Source organism: Brachybacterium sp. GU-2, assembly GCF_030866705.2.
Classification (GTDB): Bacteria; Actinomycetota; Actinomycetes; order Actinomycetales; family Dermabacteraceae; genus Brachybacterium; species Brachybacterium conglomeratum.
Genome location: NZ_CP133037.2, coordinates 1,650,836 through 1,673,603 on the forward strand (window position 1 = coordinate 1,650,836; position 22,768 = coordinate 1,673,603).

At 73.4% G+C, this 22,768-nt stretch carries 21 protein-coding genes; 6 read left to right on the plus strand and 15 right to left on the minus strand.

The features are described 5' to 3' along the window. Positions 1 to 18: 18 nt before the first annotated feature. The 4 genes from RBL05_RS07585 to RBL05_RS07600 are packed head-to-tail and all read left to right on the plus strand — an operon-like array spanning position 19 to position 6,626. Positions 19 to 1,614, plus strand: a complete 1,596-nt coding sequence (locus RBL05_RS07585; protein WP_308740028.1) for a hypothetical protein — start codon at positions 19 to 21, stop codon at positions 1,612 to 1,614. Continuing rightward, positions 1,548 to 2,693: a PD-(D/E)XK nuclease family protein gene (locus RBL05_RS07590; RefSeq protein ID WP_308740027.1), complete on the plus strand. Its 1,146-nt coding sequence runs from the start codon at positions 1,548 to 1,550 to the stop codon at positions 2,691 to 2,693. Before RBL05_RS07585 ends, RBL05_RS07590 begins: the two co-directional genes overlap by 67 nt. Continuing rightward, positions 2,690 to 5,986, plus strand: coding sequence for a UvrD-helicase domain-containing protein (locus RBL05_RS07595; RefSeq protein WP_308740026.1), 3,297 nt, complete (start codon positions 2,690 to 2,692; stop codon positions 5,984 to 5,986). Before RBL05_RS07590 ends, RBL05_RS07595 begins: the two co-directional genes overlap by 4 nt. Next, positions 5,976 to 6,626, plus strand: coding sequence for a nucleoside/nucleotide kinase family protein (locus RBL05_RS07600; protein WP_308740025.1), 651 nt, complete (start codon positions 5,976 to 5,978; stop codon positions 6,624 to 6,626). The genes RBL05_RS07595 and RBL05_RS07600 overlap by 11 nt, the downstream gene beginning before the upstream one ends. On the opposite strand, the gene RBL05_RS07605 is transcribed toward RBL05_RS07600, so the two are convergent. The 11 genes from RBL05_RS07605 to RBL05_RS07655 form a co-directional block, all read right to left on the minus strand. Next, the gene (locus RBL05_RS07605) at positions 6,613 to 7,113 is read right to left on the minus strand and encodes an FBP domain-containing protein (RefSeq protein WP_308740024.1); all 501 of its coding nucleotides are present in this window, start codon (positions 7,111 to 7,113) and stop codon (positions 6,613 to 6,615) included. The genes RBL05_RS07600 and RBL05_RS07605 overlap by 14 nt on opposite strands. Before the next feature lie 317 nt (positions 7,114 to 7,430). Further along, the gene (locus RBL05_RS07610; protein ID WP_308740023.1) at positions 7,431 to 8,129 is read right to left on the minus strand and encodes an urease accessory protein UreD; all 699 of its coding nucleotides are present in this window, start codon (positions 8,127 to 8,129) and stop codon (positions 7,431 to 7,433) included. Beyond that, on the minus strand, positions 8,126 to 8,860 hold the full coding sequence (gene ureG / locus RBL05_RS07615) for an urease accessory protein UreG (protein WP_270407409.1): 735 nt from the start codon (positions 8,858 to 8,860) through the stop codon (positions 8,126 to 8,128). The genes RBL05_RS07610 and ureG overlap by 4 nt, the downstream gene beginning before the upstream one ends. Next, complete coding sequence (locus RBL05_RS07620) at positions 8,853 to 9,512, minus strand: urease accessory protein UreF (RefSeq protein ID WP_308740022.1); 660 nt, start codon at positions 9,510 to 9,512, stop codon at positions 8,853 to 8,855. Before RBL05_RS07620 ends, ureG begins: the two co-directional genes overlap by 8 nt. A 5-nt stretch (positions 9,513 to 9,517) precedes the next feature. Next, complete coding sequence (locus RBL05_RS07625) at positions 9,518 to 11,221, minus strand: urease subunit alpha (RefSeq protein ID WP_308740021.1); 1,704 nt, start codon at positions 11,219 to 11,221, stop codon at positions 9,518 to 9,520. Next, the gene (locus RBL05_RS07630; protein ID WP_270407412.1) at positions 11,221 to 11,568 is read right to left on the minus strand and encodes an urease subunit beta; all 348 of its coding nucleotides are present in this window, start codon (positions 11,566 to 11,568) and stop codon (positions 11,221 to 11,223) included. The genes RBL05_RS07625 and RBL05_RS07630 overlap by 1 nt, the downstream gene beginning before the upstream one ends. Positions 11,569 to 11,578: 10 nt before the next feature. Then, complete coding sequence (locus tag RBL05_RS07635) at positions 11,579 to 11,881, minus strand: urease subunit gamma (RefSeq protein ID WP_308740020.1); 303 nt, start codon at positions 11,879 to 11,881, stop codon at positions 11,579 to 11,581. A gap of 6 nt (positions 11,882 to 11,887) precedes the next feature. Continuing rightward, on the minus strand, positions 11,888 to 13,561 hold the full coding sequence (locus tag RBL05_RS07640) for a purine-cytosine permease family protein (RefSeq protein ID WP_308740019.1): 1,674 nt from the start codon (positions 13,559 to 13,561) through the stop codon (positions 11,888 to 11,890). Positions 13,562 to 13,843: 282 nt separating this feature from the next. Next, positions 13,844 to 14,059, minus strand: coding sequence for a DUF2945 domain-containing protein (locus RBL05_RS07645; protein WP_270407415.1), 216 nt, complete (start codon positions 14,057 to 14,059; stop codon positions 13,844 to 13,846). Beyond that, a complete protein-coding gene (locus RBL05_RS07650) occupies positions 14,056 to 14,613 on the minus strand; it encodes a DUF488 domain-containing protein (protein WP_318604247.1) in 558 nt (185 codons plus the stop codon). The genes RBL05_RS07645 and RBL05_RS07650 overlap by 4 nt, the downstream gene beginning before the upstream one ends. A gap of 71 nt (positions 14,614 to 14,684) precedes the next feature. After that, on the minus strand, positions 14,685 to 15,254 hold the full coding sequence (locus RBL05_RS07655) for an XRE family transcriptional regulator (protein ID WP_126984973.1): 570 nt from the start codon (positions 15,252 to 15,254) through the stop codon (positions 14,685 to 14,687). 162 nt (positions 15,255 to 15,416) lie between these two features. Between RBL05_RS07655 and RBL05_RS07660 the strand changes: the two genes are divergently transcribed. Both RBL05_RS07660 and RBL05_RS07665 read left to right on the plus strand, forming a co-directional pair. Next, positions 15,417 to 16,688, plus strand: a complete 1,272-nt coding sequence (locus RBL05_RS07660) for an MFS transporter (protein ID WP_308740018.1) — start codon at positions 15,417 to 15,419, stop codon at positions 16,686 to 16,688. Between the two features lie 16 nt (positions 16,689 to 16,704). Beyond that, complete coding sequence (locus RBL05_RS07665; protein ID WP_308740017.1) at positions 16,705 to 17,166, plus strand: hypothetical protein; 462 nt, start codon at positions 16,705 to 16,707, stop codon at positions 17,164 to 17,166. A 22-nt stretch (positions 17,167 to 17,188) separates the two neighbouring features. Here RBL05_RS07665 and RBL05_RS07670 read toward each other — a convergent pair whose 3' ends face one another. The 4 genes from RBL05_RS07670 to RBL05_RS07685 all read right to left on the minus strand — a co-directional run bounded on the left by RBL05_RS07670 (position 17,189) and on the right by RBL05_RS07685 (position 22,662). After that, complete coding sequence (locus RBL05_RS07670; RefSeq protein WP_308740016.1) at positions 17,189 to 18,934, minus strand: glycoside hydrolase family 3 protein; 1,746 nt, start codon at positions 18,932 to 18,934, stop codon at positions 17,189 to 17,191. 35 nt (positions 18,935 to 18,969) lie between these two features. Further along, positions 18,970 to 20,307 carry a DUF1343 domain-containing protein gene (locus RBL05_RS07675; RefSeq protein WP_308740015.1) on the minus strand — a complete coding sequence of 446 codons (1,338 nt, stop codon included), beginning with the start codon at positions 20,305 to 20,307 and terminating at the stop codon, positions 18,970 to 18,972. Positions 20,308 to 20,465: 158 nt separating this feature from the next. Then, positions 20,466 to 21,773 carry an alpha/beta fold hydrolase gene (locus RBL05_RS07680; protein WP_308740014.1) on the minus strand — a complete coding sequence of 436 codons (1,308 nt, stop codon included), beginning with the start codon at positions 21,771 to 21,773 and terminating at the stop codon, positions 20,466 to 20,468. Next, entirely contained in the window at positions 21,763 to 22,662 is a 900-nt protein-coding gene (locus tag RBL05_RS07685) for a substrate-binding domain-containing protein (protein WP_308740013.1), read from the minus strand. Before RBL05_RS07685 ends, RBL05_RS07680 begins: the two co-directional genes overlap by 11 nt. Positions 22,663 to 22,768: the final 106 nt, after the last annotated feature.

Sequence of the window (22,768 nt, forward strand, 5' to 3'; positions counted from 1 at the left end):
GCCGCCTACAGTGGCTCCATGCGTATCGAGTTCGGCTGGTCCCTGGACGGTGCGGCCTGGGCCGACGGCGGCGGGGCCGCGGGCATCGCACGGCTCGGACCGCGCGGCCTGGTGCAGCTGCTGCAGGGACGGCTGGGGCTGACCCGGCCCGCGGTCGAGCCGGCGGTGCGGGTGGCGCAGTACCTGCGGCTGCTCGAGGAGCATCCCCAGCCCTGGCCCGCGCGGTCCTTCGCGGTGGATCCGTGGAGCACCGCCGCTCAGCTGCTGCGCTGGCGGGATGCTGCGATCGAGACGGGCTGGCGGCCCGCCCGCAGCGAGGGGCCGCTGCCGGAGCGGCTCGCGACGGTGCGGGAGCTGGAGCGGGTCGCGGAGGTCGGGGTGACCGGGACGCTCGCCCCGTCGGGCGCCGACGACCTGGCCGAGGTCATCGAGCTGCTCGAGGAGGCGGGCGGCGCCTGGCCGCTCGGGATCGAGGAGGTCGCCCTCGCGGAGGAGCCGGAGGCGCTGCCGGGGATGTGGCCGCGACTGCTGGGGCTGCTGGAGGCGGCGGGGGTGCGGCTCGGTGAGCCTGCACGCACCGTCGGCGGCTTGCCGGACCTGACAGTGCTCGAGGCGCTGGACGAGTGGACCGCGGCCGACGCCGCCGCCCGGTTCCTCGCCGCGGACCCGGCCGCCGCGGTGCTCGCCTCGGCGGACACCGACGTGCTGGACCGTGCGCTGCACCGACGGGGCATGCCCGCGATCGGCGCCGTCGACCCCTCCCGCGACCGGGCCCACCACCAGGTGCTCGGCCTGTTCCTGGACGTCGCGACCGCGCCCGTGGACGTGCACCAGCTCGCGGCGCTGCTGGACCTGCGGGTGCTGCCCGGCGCCGAGGCGGAGTCGGAGCCCGTCGGGCTCGTGCCCGCCCTCGCCCGGCGCGAGCTGCTGCGCGCGCTCGGCGCCGAGCCCGGCGTCGGCGGACCTGCCTGGCGCTCGGCGCTCGCACGGATCGCGGAGGGCGACAACGAGCGTGCTCTCGAGGCCGCGCGGGTCATCGATCGGCTCGTCTCCGACCCCCTGCCCGCGGACGCGCTGCGGCCTCGCGCGATCGCGCAGCGGCTCGACTGGCTCGCGGAGCGGCTGCGAGCCGTCGGGCGTGGGGACGGGGATCTCCTGGCGAGCCTCACCCAGGTGCAGGTGCTGCAGCGGGTGCTCGGCATGCTCGCCCCCGAGGCGCCCCTCACCAGGCGCACGCTGCAGCAGGTCATCGACAGCTGCGGCGGTTCCGGTCCCTCGCCGCGCGCGGTGCGGGAGGTGTCGGATCGGCAGGTCACCACCTCTCCCGCTCAGGTGCGCGGCGGCGCCGTGCTGTGGTGGGGGCCGAGCTCCGACGACGCCCCTCGCACACAGCGCTGGGACCCGGCCGAGGTCGAGGCGCTCGCAGCGGGCGGGGGGCGCGTGCTCTCCCCGCGCAGCATGCAGCTCTGCAAGTCGATGGCGCGCTGCGGGGTCTGCGGCGGGCCGAGGAGATCGTCGTCGTGCTGCCCGGGAGGCGGCTCGAGGAGGTGCCGGGGCCGAGCGGCCTGCTCGCGCATCTCGGCGCGGGTGACCGGCTGCGGCCCGAGGAGCTGATCGAGGACGGACGGTGGACGCTCGCGGGGAGGTCGCTGGAGGTCGTGGCGCCGGCGCAGGAGGAGGAGCCCGCCGCGCCGCCGACGGAGCACCGGATCGCGCCGGCCCCGCACCTGCTGCCGCGGAAGCTGTCCTTCACCCAGGTCTCCTCGCTGCTCGCCTGCCCGCACCACTGGGCGCTCGAGTACGCGCTGGACGTGCGGCCCGCCGACGTCGCGGTGCTGCCGACGGGTGCGCGGATGATCGGCACCCTCGTCCACGCCGTGGTCGAGACGCTGGTCGAGAAGCGCTACGACCCGGGCCTCGGCGGCACCCCGCTCGACGCCCCGTCGGCCGAGGAGATCGGCGAGGTGCTGGATCGTCTGGTGCCCCAGCTCGCCTCCGAGCTCGACCTGCCCGGACGCGCGGCCGCGCGGGAGGACGTGCGCGACCGGGCCGTGCGCTCGGTCGGGGCGCTGTTCTCCGGGGCGGCGGAGGCGGGCCTGCGCATCACCGGGACCGAGACCCGCTTCGAGCTGCCGTTGACGCTGATGCTGGCCGGTGGTGAGCGGACCGTGCCCTTCGTCGGCAGCCGCGACGTCGACGCGATCGCGGCCGACGGGCGGCGCACCGTGCTGGATCTGAAGTGGTCCCGCAGCCGCAGCCGCTACGGCGACCTCTTCGACACCTCCGAGGCGATCCAGCTCGCCTCCTACGCCTGGGCCCTCGCGCAGGAGCACCCCGGCGAGCAGCCCGCCGACGTCGGCTACTTCCTGCTGCGCAGCGGCGAGTTCGTCTCCGCCGATCCGGCGCTGGACCCCCACGAGCGCGCCCCGATGGACACCGGCGAGGCCTGGCGGCGCATGCTCGCCGCCGTCACCGCACGGCTCGACGAGGTCGCCGCGGGGCGGATCCGCTGCGGCTGCCGGGAGCTGCAGGAGCGGACGGGTCTGGACGCCTCGGCGAGCTGGTCGGCGAGGTCGAGAGCGGTCACGAAGGCGCGCGCTGCCGAGCGGGAGGCCGGCGGGCTCCTCGTCGAGGAGCACTGCGGGACCAGCGAGCACGCACAGCTGTGCGGGACGACGGGAGCGATCCGATGACCTCGACCTTCACCTTGATCAACGCCTCGGCCGGCTCCGGGAAGACCCACACCCTCACCCACCAGATCGCCGACCGGATCGCCCGCGGGCTCGACCCCTCGCAGCTCATCGCGACGACCTTCACCACCAAGGCCGCCGCCGAGCTGCGCGACCGGGTGCGCCGCACCCTGCTCGAGACCGGGCAGGTCGACGCCGCCCGCGCCGTGGACAGCGCCCTGATCAGCACCGTCAACTCCGTCTCCGGGGAGCTGCTGCGGGAGTTCGCGCTCGACGCCGGCATCTCGCCCGAGGTGCAGGTGCTCGACGAGGACCGGCAGAAGGCCGCCTTCCGCGCCGCGATCGACGAGACCGCCGCGGAGGCCGGGGCCCGGGCCGCGGACCTCCTGGCCCGCACCGAGCACGACGGCGAGGAGGAGCCCGAGATCCCCTGGGGCGCCTCCCCCTCGTGGAGGGGCCATGTGCGGGACCTCGCCGGTCGGGCCCGGACGAACCTGCTCGATGCGGAGGCGCTGCGCCGCGGGGCGGAGGCGTCGTTCGAGGAGTTCCGGGCGGCGGCGCTGCCGGCGGCCGCGGAGACGGATCGGCGCGAGGCATGGCGGTCCGAGTTCGATGCTGCGGTGCGGGGGCTGTGGGCGCAGGTGCGCAGCTCCGAGGCCGGGGACGGGCCGTTCACGGAGAAGGGCGCGGGCACCGTGCGCAAGCGCCTGCAGACCCTCGACGGCCTGCTGCGGGACGTGGCGCGGCTCGAGCGGGCGCCGTGGAGCGTGTGGGCGAGGATCGCGAGGGTCGCGGAGGGCAGGGCCGGGGACCCCGATGCGAAGGGGTACGTGTACAGCAAGGACGTCGATCTCGCCCTGGTCGGGGTCGCGTCGACGATCGCCGAGGAGCTGCTGGCGAACCCGGCCCTGCAGGAGGACGTGCGCGCCCTGATCGCGCTCGTCATGGACACGGCCGCCGAGTCCCTCGAGGCGTACCAGCGCTTCAAGGACGAGCTGGGGCTGATCGACTTCATCGACCAGGAGGTGCGCACCCTCGAGCTGGTGCGCAGCAGCGGACGGGCCCGCGAGGTGATCCGCGACCGCTTCCACCTCCTGGCCGTCGACGAGTTCCAGGACACCTCCCCCGTGCAGCTCGCCCTGTTCCTCGAGCTGTCCCAGCTGATCGACGACAAGATCTGGGTGGGCGACCCGAAGCAGGCGATCTACGGCTTCCGCGACGCGGATCCCTCCCTCATGCTCGGGATCATCGAGCGGATCGAGGCCGGCACCGCCGGGCTCGGTGCTGCGGAGGTGCTGGACCTCAAGCACTCCTGGCGCTCGCAGGAGCCGGTCCTCGACCTCGTCACCGCGGTGTTCCCGCAGGTGTTCCCCGAGCTGCCGCGCGAGCGGGTGGTGACCACCGCGGCCCCGGAGGCGGTGGCGCGTCGGAGCGAGACGGGGCACCGTCCCGGGCGGCTCGAGGCCTGGGTGCCGGAGGTGCCGAAGAAGCTCACCTACCCGCAGCACGCGACCGCGATCGCCGACGGGGTGCTGGAGCTGCTGCGCGAGCCGGGTACCTCCCCCGCTGACGTCGCCGTGCTGGTCCGCTCGAACCGTCGGGCCCAGGACGTCATCGCCGCGCTCACCGAGCGGGGCATCCCCGCCTCCGGCGAGGGCCGGCCGATCCTCGCCACCCGCGAGGGACGCCTCGTCCGGGCCGCGCTCGCGGTCACCCTCGACCTCAGCGACACCCTCGCCCTCACCGAGCTGGTGGACCTGCTCCCGGACCATGCCGCGCACGGCACCTGGTTCGCGGACCTCGCCGCCCGGCCCGACCGGGAGGCGCGACGGGCGCTGTTCGACGACTGGTGGCGTGACCCGGTGCTCGACGGGCTCCGCGACCTGCGCGCGCAGTGCATCTCCCTCTCCCCCGTCGAGATGATCACCGCGCTCGTCGACGCCCTCGACCTGCCCGAGCGGATCCGCTCCTGGCCCACCCCCGACCAGCGCCTGCGCACCCTCGACGCGCTGCGCGCCGTGGCCGGGCAGTACGCGGACCGGGCCCGCGCGGACTCCGCCCCGGTCACGCTGACGGGGCTGCGGATCGCGGTGGACGCGGTGGACCGCGGCCCGGACCTCACCGGCACCCCGGACACGGTGTGGGTGGGCACGATCCACGGCGCGAAGGGCCTGGAGTGGCCGCACGTCGTGGTCATGCTCGACCACGACCCGAGCGAACGGTCGCAGACCTCGGGCGGCTTCGTGGTGCCGGCGGTGGAGCTGGATGTCTCCGCGCCGCTCGCGGGCCGGGTCCCGCGCTACTGGCCCGCGCTGCTGACCTCGCAGGCCGCGCTGCAGAAGGGGCTCTCCGCCTCCGAGCATGCGCTGCGGCGCACGGACCGGGAGCGGGAGGAGTCCGGTCGCCTGCAGTATGTCGCCCTCACCCGCGCTGCGGACGTCACCGTGCTCAGCGGCGACGGCTCGGCGCCGGTGCTGGACATGCTCGCGCCCGCGGCGCACGAGGACGCCGCGCCGCTGCTGTCCTGGACCGTCGGCGGCGACGGGATCGCGGTGCGGGGCGGCGGAGTGCTGCCCGCCGTGGTGCGGGCCCCCACCGGGATTCTCGCCGAGGGCGCGGAGCGCTTCGATGCACGGCGAAGTGCGCTCGCGGCGAGCGATCTCGTCGGCCCGCGACCGCGAGAGGCGCATGTCGCCGCCCGCCTCCAGGCCTCCGGCGTGGGCTCCGAGGGCGTCGCCGGGACGGTCTCGGAGCCGCGACGGATCGGGCGGCGCCTCGTCACCGGCGGCGGTCCGCAGTGGGAGCGCGTGGGCGAAGCGATCCACGCCTATCTCGCGATGCCGCTCGCGCACCTCGACGCGACGCAGAGAAAGGCTGCCGCATCGCGGCTCGTCGAGCGGTGGGCGGTCGTCCGGGCCGTCGAGCCGTCGCTGCTGATCGAGGCCGGGCAGGCGTGGGCGGGGTTCCTCGCCTCCGAGCTGCCCGGCGCGGAGGAGCTCACCGAGCAGCCGATCACCTGGTGGAACGAGGACGACCAGGTGATGGAGGGCTGGATCGACACGCTGCTGCGCCTGCCGGACGGACAGGTGGTGCTGGTGGACCACAAGAGCTACCCCGGCGATCACCCGGTGGAGCATGTGCGGGAGAAGTATCTGGGACAGATGGCGACCTACTCGCAGGCGCTGGCGGCCGCGGGGCTCGCGCCGGCGCGGGTGCTGATCCATCTGCCGCTGCGCGGCGAGGTGGTCGAGGTGGAGCTCGGAGCAGCTGATGGGGAGCCGGTCGATGCCCACTGAGCTGAGCGCCGAGCGGGCGGTCGACGCGGCGCGGACCCTGCTGGACGAGGCGCTGCGCAGCGGGAGCCGACGGATGCTGGGCATCGCCGGGGCGCCCGGGGCGGGCAAGTCCACCCTCGCCGCGCGGCTCGCCGAGCAGCTCGGCACGCAGGCGGTGCTGGTGCCGATGGACGGGTTCCACCTCGCCGACGTCGCCCTCGCGCGCCTGGGGCGGCTCGCGCGGAAGGGCGCGCCGGACACCTTCGACGCCGGCGGCTACGTGGCGCTGCTGCAGCGCCTGCGCACCGCCCGGCCGCAGGATGCGCCGGTATGGGCGCCGATGTTCGAGCGGGAGCTCGAGCAGCCGCTCGCCGGGGCGATCGAGGTGCGCGCCGAGGTGCCGCTGGTGGTCACCGAGGGTAACTACCTGCTGCTCGAGGACGGGCCGTTCGCGCAGGTCCGGACGATGCTCGATGCCTGCTGGTTCGTCGAGGTGCCGGAGCGGCTGCGTCACGAGCGGCTGATCGCCCGGCACGAGCGCTTCGGGAAGTCGCCGCAGGCGGCGCGGGACTGGGCGCTCGGACCGGACGAGGACAACGCCCGCCTGGTCGCGGCGACCCGCGACCGGGCGGACGTCGTGGTGGGGGTCAGCTGCGGCTGAGCACGCTACGCACGAACGCGGTGGAGCGCTCGCGCAGGCCCTCGATCTTCTGCTCGCGGTGGTAGGCGAGCAGGGCCGGGTCCTCCGAGCGGAGCTCGAAGGAGCTCGGCTCCCGGCGCACGTTGCGCGAGCAGCGGAAGTCCGCGCAGATCGCGGTGCCGACGGTGTTGCCGCGTCGGCCGGACGCGCCGGCGAGCGGGGCGACGAAGCTCGCCGCGTGCACGCCGTCGACGATGTCCTCGCACCACGCGCACAGCATCTTCTTCGCCGGCGGGTTCTCCGGGCCGCGCAGCAGCAGCACCGCCACCTCCCCGTCGAGCTCGAGGGCGACGTAGTGATGGCGCGGCTTCTTCGCGTCCTGCCAGCCGAAGTAGTCGACGCGGGAGAAGTCGACCTGGTCGAGGTCGGGGATCATCGCGCGCTTCGCCTCGCCCTTGGAGGCGTTGACGAAGGCGTCGCGGAGCTGGGATTCGGTGAGGGTGTTCATGCGGTGTCCTCGCAGAGGGCACGCCCCCATCGGAGCGTGCAGAAGTCGGGGGTGGTCGTCGCGGCGCGCTCGAGGGCGCGCGGGCTCAGACCGAGCAGGCCGCTCGGGCCGCCTCGCTCCCTGCATGCGCGGTGGGCATGCCGACTCCTCTCGATACGTGGACGGTGGTCACCGTACGCCTCCCGTCCGCCAGACGCGAGGGGATATCTGTCAGGTCACCGGGCGAGTATCACGCGCTGCTGTCCTCCGGGGTCCGGATCGTGCCGCTCGAGGGCGGGGGCGCCGCCCGGGTGTGCCTGGCCCTCCAGGCCCGGCGGTCACTGCGATGACCAGTCCTCCATCAGCGCGTCCAGCCCAGTGCTGTGGGCGTCCTGGGCGAGGGTGCGTGCGAGGGCGCCGGGCTCCTCGAGGTCGAGGACGACCGTTCCGTCGGCGGGGGCGGCCCGCGGCCGCGCGCCGAGCATCAGCACGCTGTCGAGCACCCGGTGCGGTCCCAGTACCCCGGCGACCGGGCGGGCGCCGTCGAGGTCCAGGTCCTCGAGCAGCAGGGGATCGCCGTCGGCCGTGCGGGCGTGGAGCCGGGAGCGGAGCGCCCCGCCGCGCTCCCCCGTGCGTCCGAGCACCAGGGTCTCGCGCAGACACAGCACCGCGCCGTCGGCGAGGGTGATCGTGACGGTGCGGTCCACGGCCGCTCCGTCCGCGACGACGAAGGGGTGGGAGCGCCAGACCAGTCGCGCACGGACCGAGAGGCGGATCGTCACGTCGAAGGCGCTGCGCCGTCCCTCGCCGGGGTAGGCGAGGGTGCCGCCGACGTCCTCGAGGTCGAGCGCGCACCCCTCCCCCACCTCGATCTCGACCGAGAGGCGGTCACCGCCCACGAGCATCGCGCCGCCGGCGACGAGCGCGACGTGCGCCCGGTCCGGGCCGCGGGAGACCGTGCGGGCCTGGAGCAGGCCGGGCGTCGTCGTGACCCGGACCGGGCCGTCGCCTGCGCTGGAGACGGCGATGCGGGTCATCGGGCGTGGGCGTGCTCGTGCGGGTGGTCGTGGTCGTGGGTGTGCTCCTCGCCGTCGGCGTGGAAGTGCGGGGCCATCGGGCCCGGGTCCTGGGGGACGTGGTGGCCGGCGGTGTGGGCGGCGAGGACCTCCAGCACCCAGGCGCGCAGCTGCGCGACGGTGTCCTCGCGGTGGCGGGACAGCGCCAGCACTGCGCGCCCCTCGCGTGCCTCGGTCGCATCGGCGACCATCTGCTCGACGTCGACGCCGACGTGCGGGGCCAGATCGATCTTGTTGACCACCAGCAGGTCCGCGCGGCCGATGCCGGGCCCACCCTTGCGGGCGACATCGCCGCCGCCGGCCACGTCGAGCACGAAGATCTGCGCATCCACCAGCGCCGGGGAGAACGTCGCGGTGAGGTTGTCGCCGCCGGACTCGACGAGCACCACGTCCAGCGGGTCGAAATCCGCCTCGAGCTGCTCGACGGCGGCGAGGTTGGCGGTGACGTCGTCGCGGATCGCGGTGTGGGGGCACGCGCCGGTCTCCACGGCACGGATCCGCTCGGCGTCGAGCACCCCGGCGGAGCGGAGGAAGCGGGCGTCCTCGTCGGTGTAGATGTCGTTGGTGATCACGCCCAGGCGGATCTCCTCGGCGAGCGCCCGGCAGATCGTCGCGATCAGAGAGCTCTTGCCCGTGCCGACGGGGCCGGCGATCCCGAGGCGGAGAGAGCGGTGGGGGGTGGTGTCAGGCACGGAAGAGCCTCCTCGGCAGCTGCGACTGGGCCTCCGCCCAGCCGTCGATCAGGGGTGCCCCGGCGCACGGGATGCGCGCCGGGTCGGTGAGCGCGGCGAGCTCCGCCACGCGCGGTTCCAGGTGGGCGCAGGCCGCGATCACGAGGGCGGTCGCCTCACGGGGGTCGCCGGGTTCGAGCTTCAGCAGGGCCGCCGCGACCGTCTGCGCGTCGTCGTAGGCGACCAGGCGCACGAGGTCCTCGGCGTCGAGACCCGCCTCCGCGGCGATCAGGCCCAGCACGATCGGTCGGGTCCGACGGGCACCGTCCGGCGGGACCGTGGTGGGCCACAGCCCGGCGGCGAGGCGCCGCAGCCCGTCGCCGAGGGCGAGGGTCACCTCGCGCTGCGCGCGACTGGGGGTGCGGGCGGCCCATTCCCGGTGGAGACGGTCGAAGTCGCCGCCGTGCCGGGCGAGGTGGCGGGCGACGACGGCGGTGCCCGCTTCGACGGGGACGATCGTGGCCATGCGCCCGCTCAGGTAGTCGCCGGTCGCGGCGGGGTCGAGGCCGTCGCGCAGGGCGGCCTCGAGCGCGCCGGAGCTGACGTGGGCCCCGGCGGGCAGGCGGGAGTCCGCGAGCAGCATGGCGATCGTGGTGGAGGCGAGGACGGTCATCGGGCTCAGAACATCTGGTAGAGCCGGGCGAGCGGCAGCGTGTCCGCCGGGGCGGGCTCGACCTTCTCCCCGTCGATGCTGATCTCGAAGGTGTCTGGGCGGATGTCGATGCGCGGGAGCGCGTCGTTGTTCACGAGGTCCGCCTTGGTCACCGCGCGGGTGTCGGCGACGGGCAGCAGCTCGCGGACCAGGCCCAATCGTTCGCGCAGGCCGTCCTCGACCGCGGCGGGCGCGACGAAGGAGACCGAGAGGTGCGCCCCGAGGGCATCGCCGAAGGCGGGGCGCTGCAGCACCGGCTGCGGGGTGGGGATCGAGGCGTTGGGGTCGCCGAGGGCCGCCCAGGCGATCATGCCGCCCTTGAGCACCAGCTCGGGCCGCACCCCGAAGAAGCGCGGGTCCCACAGCACGAGGTCGGCGAGCTTGCCAGGCTCCACGGAGCCGATGTGCGCGTCGACGCCGTGGGCGATCGCGGGGTTGATCGTGTACTTCGCGATGTAGCGGCGGGCACGCTCGTTGTCCGCGGGGAGGGATCCGCCGAGCGGCCCGACCCGGTGCTTCATGACGTGCGCAACCTGCCAGGTGCGCGTGATCACCTCGCCGATGCGCCCCATGGCCTGCGCGTCCGAGGAGGTGATCGACAGGGCGCCCATGTCGTGCAGGAGATCCTCGGCCGCGATCGTGGTGGCACGGATCCGCGACTCGGCGAAGGCGAGGTCCTCGGGCACCGAGGCCTTGAGGTGGTGGCACACCATGAGCATGTCCAGGTGCTCGGCGACGGTGTTCACGGTGTGCGGGAGGGTGGGGTTCGTCGAGCCGGGCAGCACGTGGGGCAGCGAGGCGATCTCGAGGATGTCCGGGGCGTGGCCGCCGCCGGCCCCCTCGATGTGGAAGGCGTGGATCGTGCGGCCGCCGATCGCGCCGATCGTCGATTCGACGAACCCGGCCTCGTTCAGGGAGTCGGAGTGCAGCGCTACCTGCAGCCCGTGCTCGTCGGCCGCGCGCAGGGCGGCGTCGATCGCAGCAGGGGTGGCGCCCCAGTCCTCGTGGACCTTGTACCCGGCGGCCCCGGCGAGCGCCTGCTCGGCGAGCGCTGGGGCGGAGACGGTGTTCCCCTTCGCCAGCAGCAGCACGTTGACCGGCAGGTGGTCCAGGCCCTGGTGCATGCGTCCCAGGTGCCAGGCGCCGGGCGTGACGGTGGTGGCGCGGGAGCCCTCCGACGGGCCCGTGCCGCCGCCGCCGATCGTGGTGATCCCGGTGGCCAGGGCCTCGTGGATCTGGGACGGGGAGAGCAGGTGGACGTGGGTGTCGAAGGCGCCTGCGGTGAGGATCCGCCCCTCCCCCGCGATCACGTCCGTCGAGGGGCCGATGTGGAGGGCGGGATGGATGCCGTCCTGCACGTCGGGGTTCCCGGCCTTGCCGAGCGCGACGATGCGACCGTCGCGCAGCCCCACGTCGGCCCGCACCACGCCCCAGTGGTCCAGCACGATCGCGTTGGTGATGACGGTGTCCGGCGCGCCGTCGGCCCGGGTGGTGACGCCCTGGCCCATCGACTCGCGGATCGACTTGCCGCCGCCGAACACTGCCTCCTCCCCGCCGACGGTGCGGTCCTGCTCGATCTCGATCCACAGATCGGTGTCGCCCAGGCGCACCTGGTCCCCGGCCGTCGGGCCGTACAGGGCGGCGTAGCGCTCCGCGCTGATCCGGGCCATCAGCGCGCACTCCCGTCGCGGATCTGCAGGCCGGGGACCCGGCCCCGCCCGCCCAGGCGCACGACCGCGACCCGTCGGGAGGCTCCCGGCTCGAAGCGCAGCGACGTGCCGGCGGCGATGTCGAGGCGGAAGCCGCGGGCGGCCTCACGGTCCATGACCAGTGCCGCGTTGGCGTCCGGAAGATGCAGGTGGGAGCCGATCTGCACGGGGCGGTCGCCGGTGTTCTCGAGGACGAGCTCGGCACGGTCCGCGGGGTCGGGGCGCTCGTTGAGGACCCTCGTCCCGGGGCGGACGCGGATCGCGCCGGGGCCGGTGGGGCCGACGAGGTCGGGGTCGTGCGGGCTCATCGGGGTCCTCTCAGGCGATGGGATGGTGGAGGGTGACGAGCTTGCGGCCGTCGGGGAAGGTGGCTTCGACCTGGACGTCGGCGAGCATGTCGGCGACGCCGTCCATGACCTGGTCGCGGCGCAGCACCTCACGTCCGGCGACCATCAGCTCCTCGACCGTCGCGCCGTCGCGGGCCCTCTCGATCACCCAGCAGGACAGCAGCGCCACCGTCTCGGGATGGTTCAGGAGCACGCCCCGCGCGAGGCGCTCACGGGCGATCATTCCGGCCGTGGCGAGCAGCAGCTTCTCCGTGTCACCGGGGGTGAAGCGCATGCGGTCTCACTCCTTCGGCAGGACGTGCTCGCCGGTGCGGTCGGTGGCCAGCGCCAGGGAGCTGACGTACTGGACCTCTCCGTCCGGTCCCGGGATCCTGGAGGCGATCATGTCCGGGCGCTCGAACTCCATGCCGGTCACCGCGCACTCGAGCGTCTCGCCCGACGGATTGCCGTCCTCGTCGTACATCGGCAGGCCGATCCCGTCGTCGGTGCGACGCAGGTAGTAGCGGCCCTGGGTGAGGATCGCCATCAGCGGTGTCGCCACCACGGCGATCCCGACGGCGAACAACGGGGAGAAGGGCTGCACGGCCTCGCCGAACGCCCCGAAGTAGATCGCGATGGAGATGCCGCCGGAGAGCACCATCGAGACCACCCCGACGGGATTCCAGTCGTGGATCATGCCCCGTCGGAACTCGGGATGCTTCGGGGAGAGCTTCAGCAGGTACTTGTTGATCGCGATGTCCGCCGCGACGACGCAGATCCAGGACATTCCGAGGTTCGCGTAGAAGGAGAGGATCCCGTTGAGGACGGAGAACATGTTCGCCTCCATCAGCACCAGGGAGATGGCGAGGTTCACGCCCAGGAACACCAGCCGGCCGGGATAGCGGCGCGTGATCCGGGTGAAGGCGTTGGTCCACGCCAGCGATCCCGAATAGGCGTTGGTGACGTTGATCTTCACCTGCGAGATGACCACCAGCACCACAGCCAGGACGAGCGCGAGCCAGGCGGGGATCAGCTGCTCGTAGGTGACGAGGAACTGCTGGACGGGCTCGTTGGCGATCTCCCGGGCCCCGGGCACGGTGGAGATCAGGTAGACGGCCAGGAACATGCCCAGGATCTGCTTGGTGGCTCCGAACAGCACCCAGCCGGGCCCGCCCAGGATCGTCGCCGTCCACCACGCGCGCCGGTTCGCCGCGGTGCGAGGGGGCATGAACCGCAGGTAGTCGATCTGCTCGGCGATCTGGACGATCAGCGACAGGCAGACGCCCGCGGCGAGCATCGCGGAGGCGAAGGAGATGCCCTCGCCCGCCTCGCCGGTGTGGGCGAAGAAGGTCTCCACCGACTCCGGATGGGAGATCACCAGGTAGATCACCGGGATCACCATCAGCACCAGCCACACGGGGGTCGTGGCGACCTGCAACCGGGCGAGCGTCTTCATGCCGTAGATGACCAGCGGGAAGATCATCACGGTGGAGATCAGGTAGCCGAGCCAGCGCGGGATCCCGAGGCCCAGGTACAGGCCCTGCGCCATGATCGCCCCCTCCAGCGCGAAGAGGATGAAGGTGAAGGACGCGAAGATCAGGTTGGTGATCACCGAGCCGTGATAGCCGAAGCCGGACCCCCGCGTGATGAGATCGAGGTCGAGGTTGTACCGAGCGGCGTAGTAGGCCAGCGGGAACCCGGTCAGGAAGATGATCCCGGCCGCGACGCCGATGCCGATCAGACCGTTCAGGGTGCCGTGGGCGAGCGCGATGTTGGCACCGATGGAGAAGTCCGCGAGATAGGCGATCCCGCCCAGCGCGCTCGTGGCGACCACGCCCGGCCCCCAGCGCCGATAGGAGCGGGGCGCGAAGCGCAGGGTGTAGTCCTCGAGGCTCTCGCGGGTCGCGGCCTGCGCGGAGGCCGCCTGCGGGTCGACCGCGGGGGTCGAGGTGCTCGGTCCGGCATCGACGCTCATGTGCTCTCCGATCTCCGCGGGACGCAGGCGAAGGGCCGCCTGCGAGGGGCATCGGCACCGTAGGAGAGCGCCGCGTCGCGCCCGGCACCCCGGGGTCCCCGTGACCGTTCCGTGACCGGTCGTCTCAGCCTGGATCAGCGGGCCCGCGTCGACTCCCGCTCGATGAGCTCCGAGCGCAGCAGCGTGTGGTCGAAGGCTCCTCCTCGGGGGCGCAGAACCCGCGCTCCACGCACTGGCCGTGCTGGGCCCGGCAGCACCGGGTCTGCGGCTCGCTGGCGGAGCTCAGCCCGCGAGGCGGCGCAGGGCCGACTCCTTGTGCGCGGCGATGTGGTCGGTCTTGTCGCTCGCGATCTCGTACTGGGGCTCGTCCTCGCTCGCGCGTCGGCGATGGCCCTTGTAGTCGAAATCTGCGGTGTGGACCTTCGTGATCGTGCCGGTGACACGGCCGGCCTCGGAGTCCCAGCTGACGTGGTCGCCGACGGCGAACTCGGTGCTCATGATTCCTCCTGTGCTTCCGGTGGATAGATCACGGTGCCGTCCTCGCGGACGATGGGTCGGGCCCCCCAGGCCCCCAGCTCGTGCTCGGCGGGGGCGGCGCCGGTGCGCAGGTGCACGACCTCCCAGCCGCGCGCGACGAGAGTGTTCGAGATCAGCAGCCGGTGGCAGCGCCAGGGCATCGGCTCCCCGCACATCACCGCCACGTGGTGCTCCGCGGCCAGAGCCTCGAGCTCCTCGAGCCCCTGCTCGTACTCGGCACTCAGGGTGTGGTCGGCGTAGTTGCGGAAACTCGTGTTCTGCCAGCCGGCGTTGAGCTGCGGGTCGACATCGCGCTGCTTCGGGCGGCGCCCGGTGAGCTCGGCCGAGCGCCGGTAGCCGATTCCCGCCCCGCCGAGCCAGCGAGTCATCTCCTCGGCATCGAACTGGGGGCTGCGGCGGGAGCCGGGCAGCTTGCGCACGTCGACCAGCTCGTCGATCTCGACGCTGCGGAGTGTCGCGAGCACGGCGTCCACGGGGCTGGTCCAGTGGCCGAGGGTCCAGATCGTGCCGGCCATCGCGCCTCCTTTCGTCTGCCCTCCATCATGCCTCGGCGCGGATCTCCAGCGGGCGCCGGTGATCCGGATGCTCAGCCCCGCCCGGGCCGCGGCAGCAGGGCGACGGAGAAGAACACGGCCGCCTGCGCGTCGCGGGCGCGGTAGCGGTAGGGGCCCGGGGAGGCGATCCGGGCGGAACCGCCGGCCTCGATCACCTGCAGCCCGTCGGCGTCGTCGATCTCGAGGGCGCCCTCGATGACGTGGTGCATGATTCCGGGCAGGGCGATGCCGGAGCCGCCCTCGTAGCAGTCCTCCCCCACCAGCTTCCACTTCCAGGTCTCGACCGACAGCGCGTCGGTGTCCACGGCGCCCAGCAGCACCGCCCAGCTGCCGGAGTCGGTGGACCAGATCTCCACGCCGTCGGGAGCGTCGTCGGCGCCGACGCCCATCAGCGCGGCGAAGGTGGTGCCGAGCCCCGCGGCGATGCGGTCGAGGATCGCGACGGAGGGGTTCGCCTGGCCGAGCTCGATCTGGGTCAGCATGCGGCGGGAGACCTCGCTGGCCTCGGCGAGCGCGCCCACGGAGAGGTCCAGCTCCTGGCGGGCGGCGCGGATCCGCTCGCCGAGCCGCTCGACCACGGCCGGGCGCATCCCACCGCTCATCGGGGCCTCCTGGTCGCTCGGGCGTTCCGTGCCCGGAAGCCTATCGCCGACCGGGGTGACGGGAACTATATTGCGCATCCCCGGCGTTGCGCACTATGTTGCGCAGTAGCGGCCGGTGCGCCCTGCCGCCCCCTCTCCCCTGCGCCCTGAAGGAGGTTCCCCATGACCGCGCTCACCCCCGCGCCCGCGACCCCCGCGATCGCCCGGCCCGAGGCCCGTCTGCTGCGCTGGTTCGGCTCGTACGGGACCTTCGCCGTGCCGCAGGCCGCCGCACCCATCGCCTTCTCCCTCATCGCCCTGCCGCTGACCGGCAGCGCCTCCGCCGGGGCCGCGATGATGCTCGCGATGACGATCGCGCAGGTCCTCGGCGCGGTCCCGCTCTCCCGGCTCGGCCGAAGCTTCGCCCCGGTCCCCTTCGTCCGCGCGCTCATCGGCCTGCGCACGCTCGCGCTGATCGCGATCGCGGTGCTCGCCGGGCTCGGCGCCCCCTTCGCCCTGGTCGTCGCGGGCGCGGCGCTCGCGGGACTCGTCAACGGCGCGGCCTACGGCACGCTGCGCGCGGTGCTGAACCACCTCGTGCCCGCCAGCCGCCTGCCCCGCTCCCTCGGCATCGCGGCCACGCTGAACGAGGTCACCTTCGTGGCCTCGCCGGTGATCGCCGCCGGCCTCGGCGGGATCTCCCCGCAGCTCGCCGCCTGGGCGATGGTGGTGCTGGGCGCGGCGCCGCTGCTCCTGCTGCCGTCGATCCCCTCGGCCACCGCGCCCGGGCCCGAGCAGCGCGGCAGCGCGCTGCGCCTGAGCCCGATGATCGTGCTGTGGCTGGTGTGCGGCGGGGCGAGCGCCGCCTCCATCGCCGCGATCGAGATCGGCGCGGTCTCCCTCGCGGTCTCCTTCGGCATGCCGGCCGCCTGGGGTGCGCTGTTCCCCGTCGCGATCTGCGTGACCTCGGTCGCCGGCGGCGTGTGGGTGAGCATCCACAACCGCGAGCCGCGCCGCCGCACCGTGCTGGTGTGGCTGGGCGTGACCGCGCTCGGCGTCGCGGTGGTGGGACTCGGTCACTCCGCCGTGGCGACCGTCATCGGCGCGCTGCTGGTCGGCGCGGTGCTCGCACCGCTGGCGACCTACTACTCCCTGGTGCTGGACCGGCTCGTCGCCCCCGAGCACCGCGCCGAGGTGTTCGCCCTGCTGCGGACCGCGAACGCGCTCGGGATCATCACCTCCTCGGCGCTGATCTCGCTGGTCTCCCTGCAGGCGACCTTCACCGTCGTGATCGCGGTGATGGCCGTGGTGCTGGCGGTGACCGGGGCCGTCTTTACCTCCGGCTGGGTGAAGGCTCGCCGCCGGCGCCTGGCGCGCGAGGCCGCCGAGGCGCGGGCGCACGGCGAGGCGGAAGCAAACATGCACATGAAAGTACCGTCCGACGGAAGTCGCTAAACAGTAGATTCTGGACATGGACTGGAACCTCATCATCGCGACCACGAGCGGTGCCGCGATCGCGATCGTCGGAACTCTTCTTCAATCGCTCGTCGCAGAGCGCTCGCGTCGAAGTGAGGTCCGCCAGCAACGGCTAGACCGTCTAGAGGAAACAGCGCGACTCAGTAGCACTGCCGTCATCGAAGCTGCCAACGCTCTTGTGGCCCAAGCAAGGTCAGATGGAACGCACCCGACGAGTTCCGACTCCGAGGAGCTGTTCGCCAAATTCCGGCATGCTTGCGATGTCGCCTCGCTGTACGTAGACACCAAGGTGCTCGCACCGCTGGATGACTACCGCTTCAAACTCGTCGTATGGGTTAATCAGGTCTTCGACACCAAGGACACGAAGTTGCGATCCCCGGAGCAAGCAGCCGCATCCGAAGCGCTGATAGAGTTTCGGAACGAGGTGCGGTCCACCCATACTCGGCCCACCCTCTGAACCTCACTCATACCGGGGCTTCTCAGCCCAGCCCGTGGCCGAGCGGGAAGGCCTCCCCCGTCCCGTCGGCCGTGGGGATCGCGACCGGCAGCTTCCCCCGCGCCTTCACCTCGCCCGCGAGCACGCCGGCGAGCGCGCGCAGGGAGGCGTCGGCGTTGCCGTAGGCCGCGAGCGAGGCGGCCACCTCCCCCACGTGCACCACATCGTAGGGATTGCGCAGGGAGGCGTGCACGACGGGCGTGCCGGTCGCGGCGAGCGCCTCGACCAGCGCGACCTGGGCGGGCGGGGTGGTGAACCCGGAGGACGAGGTGAGCACGAGGACCGCGTCGACCGCGGCGGCAGCCTCGGCGGCCTGCTCGGGCGTCGCGCCGGCGAGCGCTGTCGCGGCATGGCCCAGCGAGGTCAGCGCGTCGACCACCACCTCGAGCTTCGCCGCCGTGGCGGAGCCGGTGACCAGCACCGTCGCGCCGTCCGCGAGCGGGAGCGCGCCGTCCTGGGCGGTGATCAGGGTGATCGAGTCCGCGGCGATGCGCTCCGCGGTCGCGAAGGCGCGGGAGGTGCCGATCGCGCCCTCGGCCCGGGCGGCGTCCACGTGCACGTCGTCGAACAGGCCGCGGCGCAGCTTCTGGGCGAGGATGCGCCGCACCGACTGATCCAGCCGCTCCTCGGTGATCTCGCCGCTCGCGACCGCGTCGCGCACCCCGCCGATCGCGACGACGAGGTCCGGAGGCATGAGCATCTGGTCGGCGCCGGCGAGGATCGCCTCGACCGGGACGCGGTCGTCGTCGAACAGGGTGCGCACGCCCTCCATCGCGAGGGAGTCGGTGACGATCACGCCCTCGAAGCCGAGCTCCTCGCGCAGCAGCCCGGTGAGGATCGGGTGGGACAGGGTGGCGGGGACGCCGGAGTCGTCGAGCACGGGGACCACGATGTGCGCGGTCATGATCGAGTCGATGCCCTCCTCGATCGCGGCGACGAAGGGCGGGAGGTCAAGGGCGTCGAGCTCCTCGCGGGTATGGTCGATGACGGGCAGGCCCAGGTGGGAGTCGGTGGCGGTGTCGCCGTGGCCGGGGAAGTGTTTGGCGGCGGCGGAGCAGTCCGCGCCCTGCAGGCCCTTGATCTGGGCGGCGGCGAGGCGGGCGACGGCGGCGGGGTCCGCGCCGAGCGAGCGCACCCCGATCACGGGGTTCTGCGCCTCGACGTTCACGTCGACCACCGGGGAGAAGGCCTGGTGGAGGCCGGCGGCGCGCATCTCGGCGCCGACGATCTCCCCCGCCTTGCGGGCATGGGCGCGGGAGCCCGTCGCCCCCAGCGCCATCTGACCCGGCAGCGGGGTCGCGGGGGCCGGCAGGCGGTAGACGACGCCGCGCTCCTCGTCGGCGCTGATGATCAGCGGGATCCCACCGCTCTCGAGCGCCGCGTCCTGCGCATCGTTGGAGAGCGTCGCGACCTGCTCGATGCTCTGGAGGTTCTCGCTCCACACGAAGTAGATCAGCCCGCCCACGTGGTGGGTGCGAACGATCTCCGCGATCGTGTCCACGCCGGTGGTGGAGATGTTCGAGGCATGCGCCTGGTCGGCGCGGGAGCCGTAGCCGACGGCGACGAAGAGCTGGCCGATCTTCTGCTCGAGGCTCATGCCGGAGAGGATCTCCTCGATCCGGTCGGCGTGCCCCTTCGAGGGTGCGGCCTGGGAGGCGACGGGCAGGGCGACGGCGGCGCCGGTGCCGGCGAGGGCGGCGGTGAAGGCGCGGCGGGAGAGGGATGACATGGGGATCTCCTGGGGGTCTCGGGACGTCGGCGTGCTCAGTACAGGCGGTAGCGCTTGGTGGTGACCTCGAAGCGCCTCGCCTCGCGGCGCCAGGCCGCGACGATCGCCTCGGGGGACTCGCCGTCCTCGAGCATCGCCCGGGTGCGCTTGGTGCCGGTGAGCTTGTCGATCCAGCACACGTCGTCCTCGGTGCGGCAGTCATCGCCCTCGCGCCAGTCGACCTCCTCCACCGTGCGCAGCAGCGCGGCGATCACGTGGATGCCGGTGCGGACGGGCTCGTAGGCGGAGGCATCGGTGACGTGCAGCTGCAGGCCGCCGCAGAAGACGCCCGCGTGCTTGGAGGTGGTGGGGGTGGCGAACATCGGCCGGTAGAGCACGCCGGGCAGCTCGGCGGCGCGGAGGGTCTCGAGGAGCTGGTCGACCTGGGCCTCGGTGATGAAGGGAGCGCCGAACCAGAGGAAGGGCGTGGTCGTGCCGCGGCCCTCGGAGATGTTCAGCGACTCGATCAGCCCGGTGCCGGCGTAGACCACGGCGGTGTCCGGGGTGGGGATGTTCGGGGAGGGCAGCACCCAGGGCAGCTCCTGGACGGGCGGCTCCTCGGGGTCGTAGCCGCTCATCTCGACCACCTCGAGGGTGACCTCGCCGTTCAGGAACTCGCCGTTGAACAGGCGGGCGAGCTCCCCGACGGTGAGGCCGTGGGTCTGGGGGATCTCGCGCAGCCCCACGAAGGAGGACAGCTCCGGCTCGAGCACGAAACCCTCGATGTCGGTGCCCAGCGGGTTCGGTCGGTCCAGCACCACGAATCGCTTGCCGTTCTCGCCCGCGGCCTGCATCGCGTAGTAGAGGGTCCAGATGTAGGTGTAGAAGCGGGCGCCGATGTCCTGGATGTCGAAGACGAGCACGTCGATGTCGGCGAGCATCTCCGGGGTGGGCTTCTGGGTCGCGCCGTACAGGGAGCGGACCGGCAGGCCGGTCTTCTCGTCGATGTGGTCGCCGACGGCGCCTCCGGCGGGCTCCGCGCCGCGCACCCCGTGCTCGGGCCCGAACAGGGCGGTCATGGTGAACCCGCCGGTCCCCTGCGCCTCGACCAGGAGGTCGATCGTGGAGCGCAGCTCGCGGTCCGCGCCCGTGGGGTTCGTGATCAGGCCGACGCGCTGGTCGCGCAGGGTCTCGAGTGCGGCCGGCTCGAGGAGGTTCTCGACGCCGAGGCGGAAGTCGCCGCCCGCCTTCTTTCCGCGGGAGGGAGCGGCCTGGGCGGAGGCCGCACCGGCGAGGACGGCGCCGGCGGGGAGCGCGCCGAGGGAGGCGAGCACGCGGCGTCGTCCCGGTCGGGCCGGCTGTCCGGCGGGATGGGGCGAGGGTGCAGGGTTCACGGGGGACCTCCGTCGTCGTCGTCGGATCGTGGCGCACGGGCGCAATCAGCCACGCTACCGGGGCGTGGTGCGGGTCACAACCGATTCCGGAGGGATGGCGTCGGCAGAAACGGGACTTCGGCGGCCCCTTCCGCAGATCGGGGTCGGCGGGGCGGGAGTCAGGCGGCGCGGAGCCCCGTGGCGAGGTCGAGGAGGTGGTCGAGCACGCCCTCGCCGCTCGCGCGCAGGCCGTTGTGCTCGTACTCGCTGGTGACCCAGGTGCGCACACCGGGCAGCAGCGCGGCGGTCGCCATCGAGAACTCGCGCGGGACGTAGGCGTCGTCGTAGTAGACGGCGGCGGCGCCGGGCACCTCGGCGGTGCGCAGTGCCTGCTCGTCGTAGAGGCGGGGCCATTCGTGCTCGGCGAGCACGTCCGCGGCCTCGGCCCACACGGCGAGCTCGGGGTCCTCGGCGAACAGGTCGCGGTGGATGTGCTCGCCGGCCAGGAGCGTCGGGTCCTCCGCGACCGCGGCGGGCATGGTGCGGTCCGCGGCCCAGCGGGTGGCGACCCCGTCGGCCCAGCAGCTCTCGTGGATCACGGCGTACAGCGGGTTCCGGCCGGAGAAGGGCAGGGCCGCGGCGAGGTCGTGGGCGAAGGCCGGCGAGGCGGGGTCGAGGTCCAGCAGGAAGTGGAGGCGCTCGGCGCCCTGGGAGGCGCCGAGCAGGTGGCCGAGGCGGCGCAGGGACTCGACGCCGATGCGCCTCCCACCCGGGGCGCACAGCCGGCCCGCGGCGGCCTCGTCGGCCAGGCGGCGGAAGCGGTCGCGGTCGCCGGGGAAGCGGGCCCAGTACCTCTCGGAGCGGGCGATCATGCCCTCCCACGTCGTGGCGTAGACCTGGTCCATGTGGGGGCCGACGGTGGGGAGCCCGCCGGTGAACAGGGCCTTCTCGACGTTGCCCGCGGCGGCGGAGAGATAGCGCAGGGTGGTGAACCCGCCGAAGGACTGCCCCAGCAGCGACCAGCGAGCAAGGCCCAGGGCCTCGCGCAGCAGCTCGGCGTCCGCCACGATCGCGTCGGCGCGGAAGTGCGTCAGGTAGCGGGCCTGCTGGTCGGGGCTCGCTTCGCGCAGCGTGCGGGCGCCGGGGATCGCACCTTCGGGCAGCGGGGCGTCGGGTCCGACGGGGGTGGAGCGGCCGGTGCCGCGCTGGTCGAGCATGAGCACGCGGTGCTCGCGCAGGGCGCGGGGCAGCCAGGGCGGGGAGGCGGGGTCCAGGGGCCGCGGCGCCTCGGAGCCGGGCCCGCCCTGGAGGTAGACGAGGACGGGGAGGTCCTCGCCGCCGGGCCGCGCGACGAGGCGGGCGAAGAGCTCGATCCGGGGCCCGGCGGGGTCGGCGTGGTCCAGCGGGACGGGGAGGGTGAGGTCGGCGAGCGCGAGGCCGGGCAGGGACCAGTGGGTGCGTGCGGGGCAGGCGGTCTCAGCGGTCATCGGTGCTCCTGGAAGTCTCGTCGTCGCGGGTGGTGGTGCCGGGGAAGTACTCCCAGTCGAAGCGGTGCAGGCGGCCGGGCCGGTCGCCGCGCTCGACGGCGCGGTCCACGACCACCCCGGACAGGCGTGCGAAGACGTCGTCGACGCCGTAGTAGCTGATCGGGCCGAGCAGCTCGGCCTCGGCGGGGACGTCGCCGATGGCGATGATCTCGAGCTCCTCCGGGACCTCCACCCCTGCCCGCGCCGCGGCGAGGCGGAGCGCGACGGCCTGGTAGCCGGTGCAGCAGAGGACCGCGGAGGGGCGGTCGGGGCCGCCCAGCCAGGCCAGGGCGATCTCGAAGGTGCCGCGGGTGCCCTCCGGGGTCAGGCGCATGAGCTGCTCGGCCGGACCGTCGTCATGGGTGGCGACGGCGTCGACGAAGGCGGCGGTGCACGGCATGCTGAGCGCGCCGCCGGGCCGGGAGCGCAGATCGGGGGCGAGGAGGTGGACGCGGTCGTGGCGGGCGCGGAGGCGGGCATAGGCGTGGTGCACGGCGGGGACGGGGCTGGAGCTGACCACGTCGAAGCGCTCGGGCTCCATCTGCGCGCTGAAGGCGACGAGGCCGCTGCGGGTGCGGTCGGCGAGGCTGCGCACGCGGCGCGGACCGTCCTGCTCGAGGTCGATCGCGGTGAGCAGCGCGGCGTCGGCGTCGGCGCCGAGGAGGTGCTCGTACCAGCGCGGGTCGGTGAGGACCAGGGTCGACAGGCCCGTGCAGAGCGCGTCCTGGCGCACCTGGCTGGTGAGCTGGACACCCCACGGATCACCCAGGCTGCTGAGCGCCAGGACGACGCCGCCGCCCCGGCTCGCGGCGGCCGGGGGCGCGATGCTGTCGTCGTTCGCTGCGACCACCGGGATGCACCTCCGCACCGAACGGGCATTGCGGCCGAAATGACCACAAGGTAGTAGAATACACGCTGGTCACGGCGATGTCCCGTCCTTCGTCGCAGAGCTCTTG

What these genes read in the sequence shown, in the direction of transcription:
- RBL05_RS07620 (WP_308740022.1), bottom strand. Translation starts at nt 9,512, where the DNA reads ATGACCGTCCTCGCCTCCACCACGATCGCCATGCTGCTCGCGGACTCC.
- RBL05_RS07635 (WP_308740020.1), bottom strand. Translation starts at nt 11,881, where the DNA reads ATGCGCTTCACCCCCGGTGACACGGAGAAGCTGCTGCTCGCCACGGCC.
- RBL05_RS07595 (WP_308740026.1), top strand. Translation starts at nt 2,690, where the DNA reads ATGACCTCGACCTTCACCTTGATCAACGCCTCGGCCGGCTCCGGGAAG.
- RBL05_RS07625 (WP_308740021.1), bottom strand. Translation starts at nt 11,221, where the DNA reads ATGGCCCGGATCAGCGCGGAGCGCTACGCCGCCCTGTACGGCCCGACG.
- RBL05_RS07650 (WP_318604247.1), bottom strand. Translation starts at nt 14,613, where the DNA reads ATGGCCGGCACGATCTGGACCCTCGGCCACTGGACCAGCCCCGTGGAC.
- RBL05_RS07585 (WP_308740028.1), top strand. Translation starts at nt 19, where the DNA reads ATGCGTATCGAGTTCGGCTGGTCCCTGGACGGTGCGGCCTGGGCCGAC.
- RBL05_RS07655 (WP_126984973.1), bottom strand. Translation starts at nt 15,254, where the DNA reads ATGAGCGGTGGGATGCGCCCGGCCGTGGTCGAGCGGCTCGGCGAGCGG.
- RBL05_RS07645 (WP_270407415.1), bottom strand. Translation starts at nt 14,059, where the DNA reads ATGAGCACCGAGTTCGCCGTCGGCGACCACGTCAGCTGGGACTCCGAG.
- RBL05_RS07670 (WP_308740016.1), bottom strand. Translation starts at nt 18,934, where the DNA reads ATGTCATCCCTCTCCCGCCGCGCCTTCACCGCCGCCCTCGCCGGCACC.
- RBL05_RS07640 (WP_308740019.1), bottom strand. Translation starts at nt 13,561, where the DNA reads ATGAGCGTCGATGCCGGACCGAGCACCTCGACCCCCGCGGTCGACCCG.
- RBL05_RS07680 (WP_308740014.1), bottom strand. Translation starts at nt 21,773, where the DNA reads ATGACCGCTGAGACCGCCTGCCCCGCACGCACCCACTGGTCCCTGCCC.
- RBL05_RS07600 (WP_308740025.1), top strand. Translation starts at nt 5,976, where the DNA reads ATGCCCACTGAGCTGAGCGCCGAGCGGGCGGTCGACGCGGCGCGGACC.
- RBL05_RS07665 (WP_308740017.1), top strand. Translation starts at nt 16,705, where the DNA reads ATGGACTGGAACCTCATCATCGCGACCACGAGCGGTGCCGCGATCGCG.
- RBL05_RS07610 (WP_308740023.1), bottom strand. Translation starts at nt 8,129, where the DNA reads ATGACCCGCATCGCCGTCTCCAGCGCAGGCGACGGCCCGGTCCGGGTC.
- RBL05_RS07630 (WP_270407412.1), bottom strand. Translation starts at nt 11,568, where the DNA reads ATGAGCCCGCACGACCCCGACCTCGTCGGCCCCACCGGCCCCGGCGCG.
- RBL05_RS07605 (WP_308740024.1), bottom strand. Translation starts at nt 7,113, where the DNA reads ATGAACACCCTCACCGAATCCCAGCTCCGCGACGCCTTCGTCAACGCC.
- RBL05_RS07660 (WP_308740018.1), top strand. Translation starts at nt 15,417, where the DNA reads ATGACCGCGCTCACCCCCGCGCCCGCGACCCCCGCGATCGCCCGGCCC.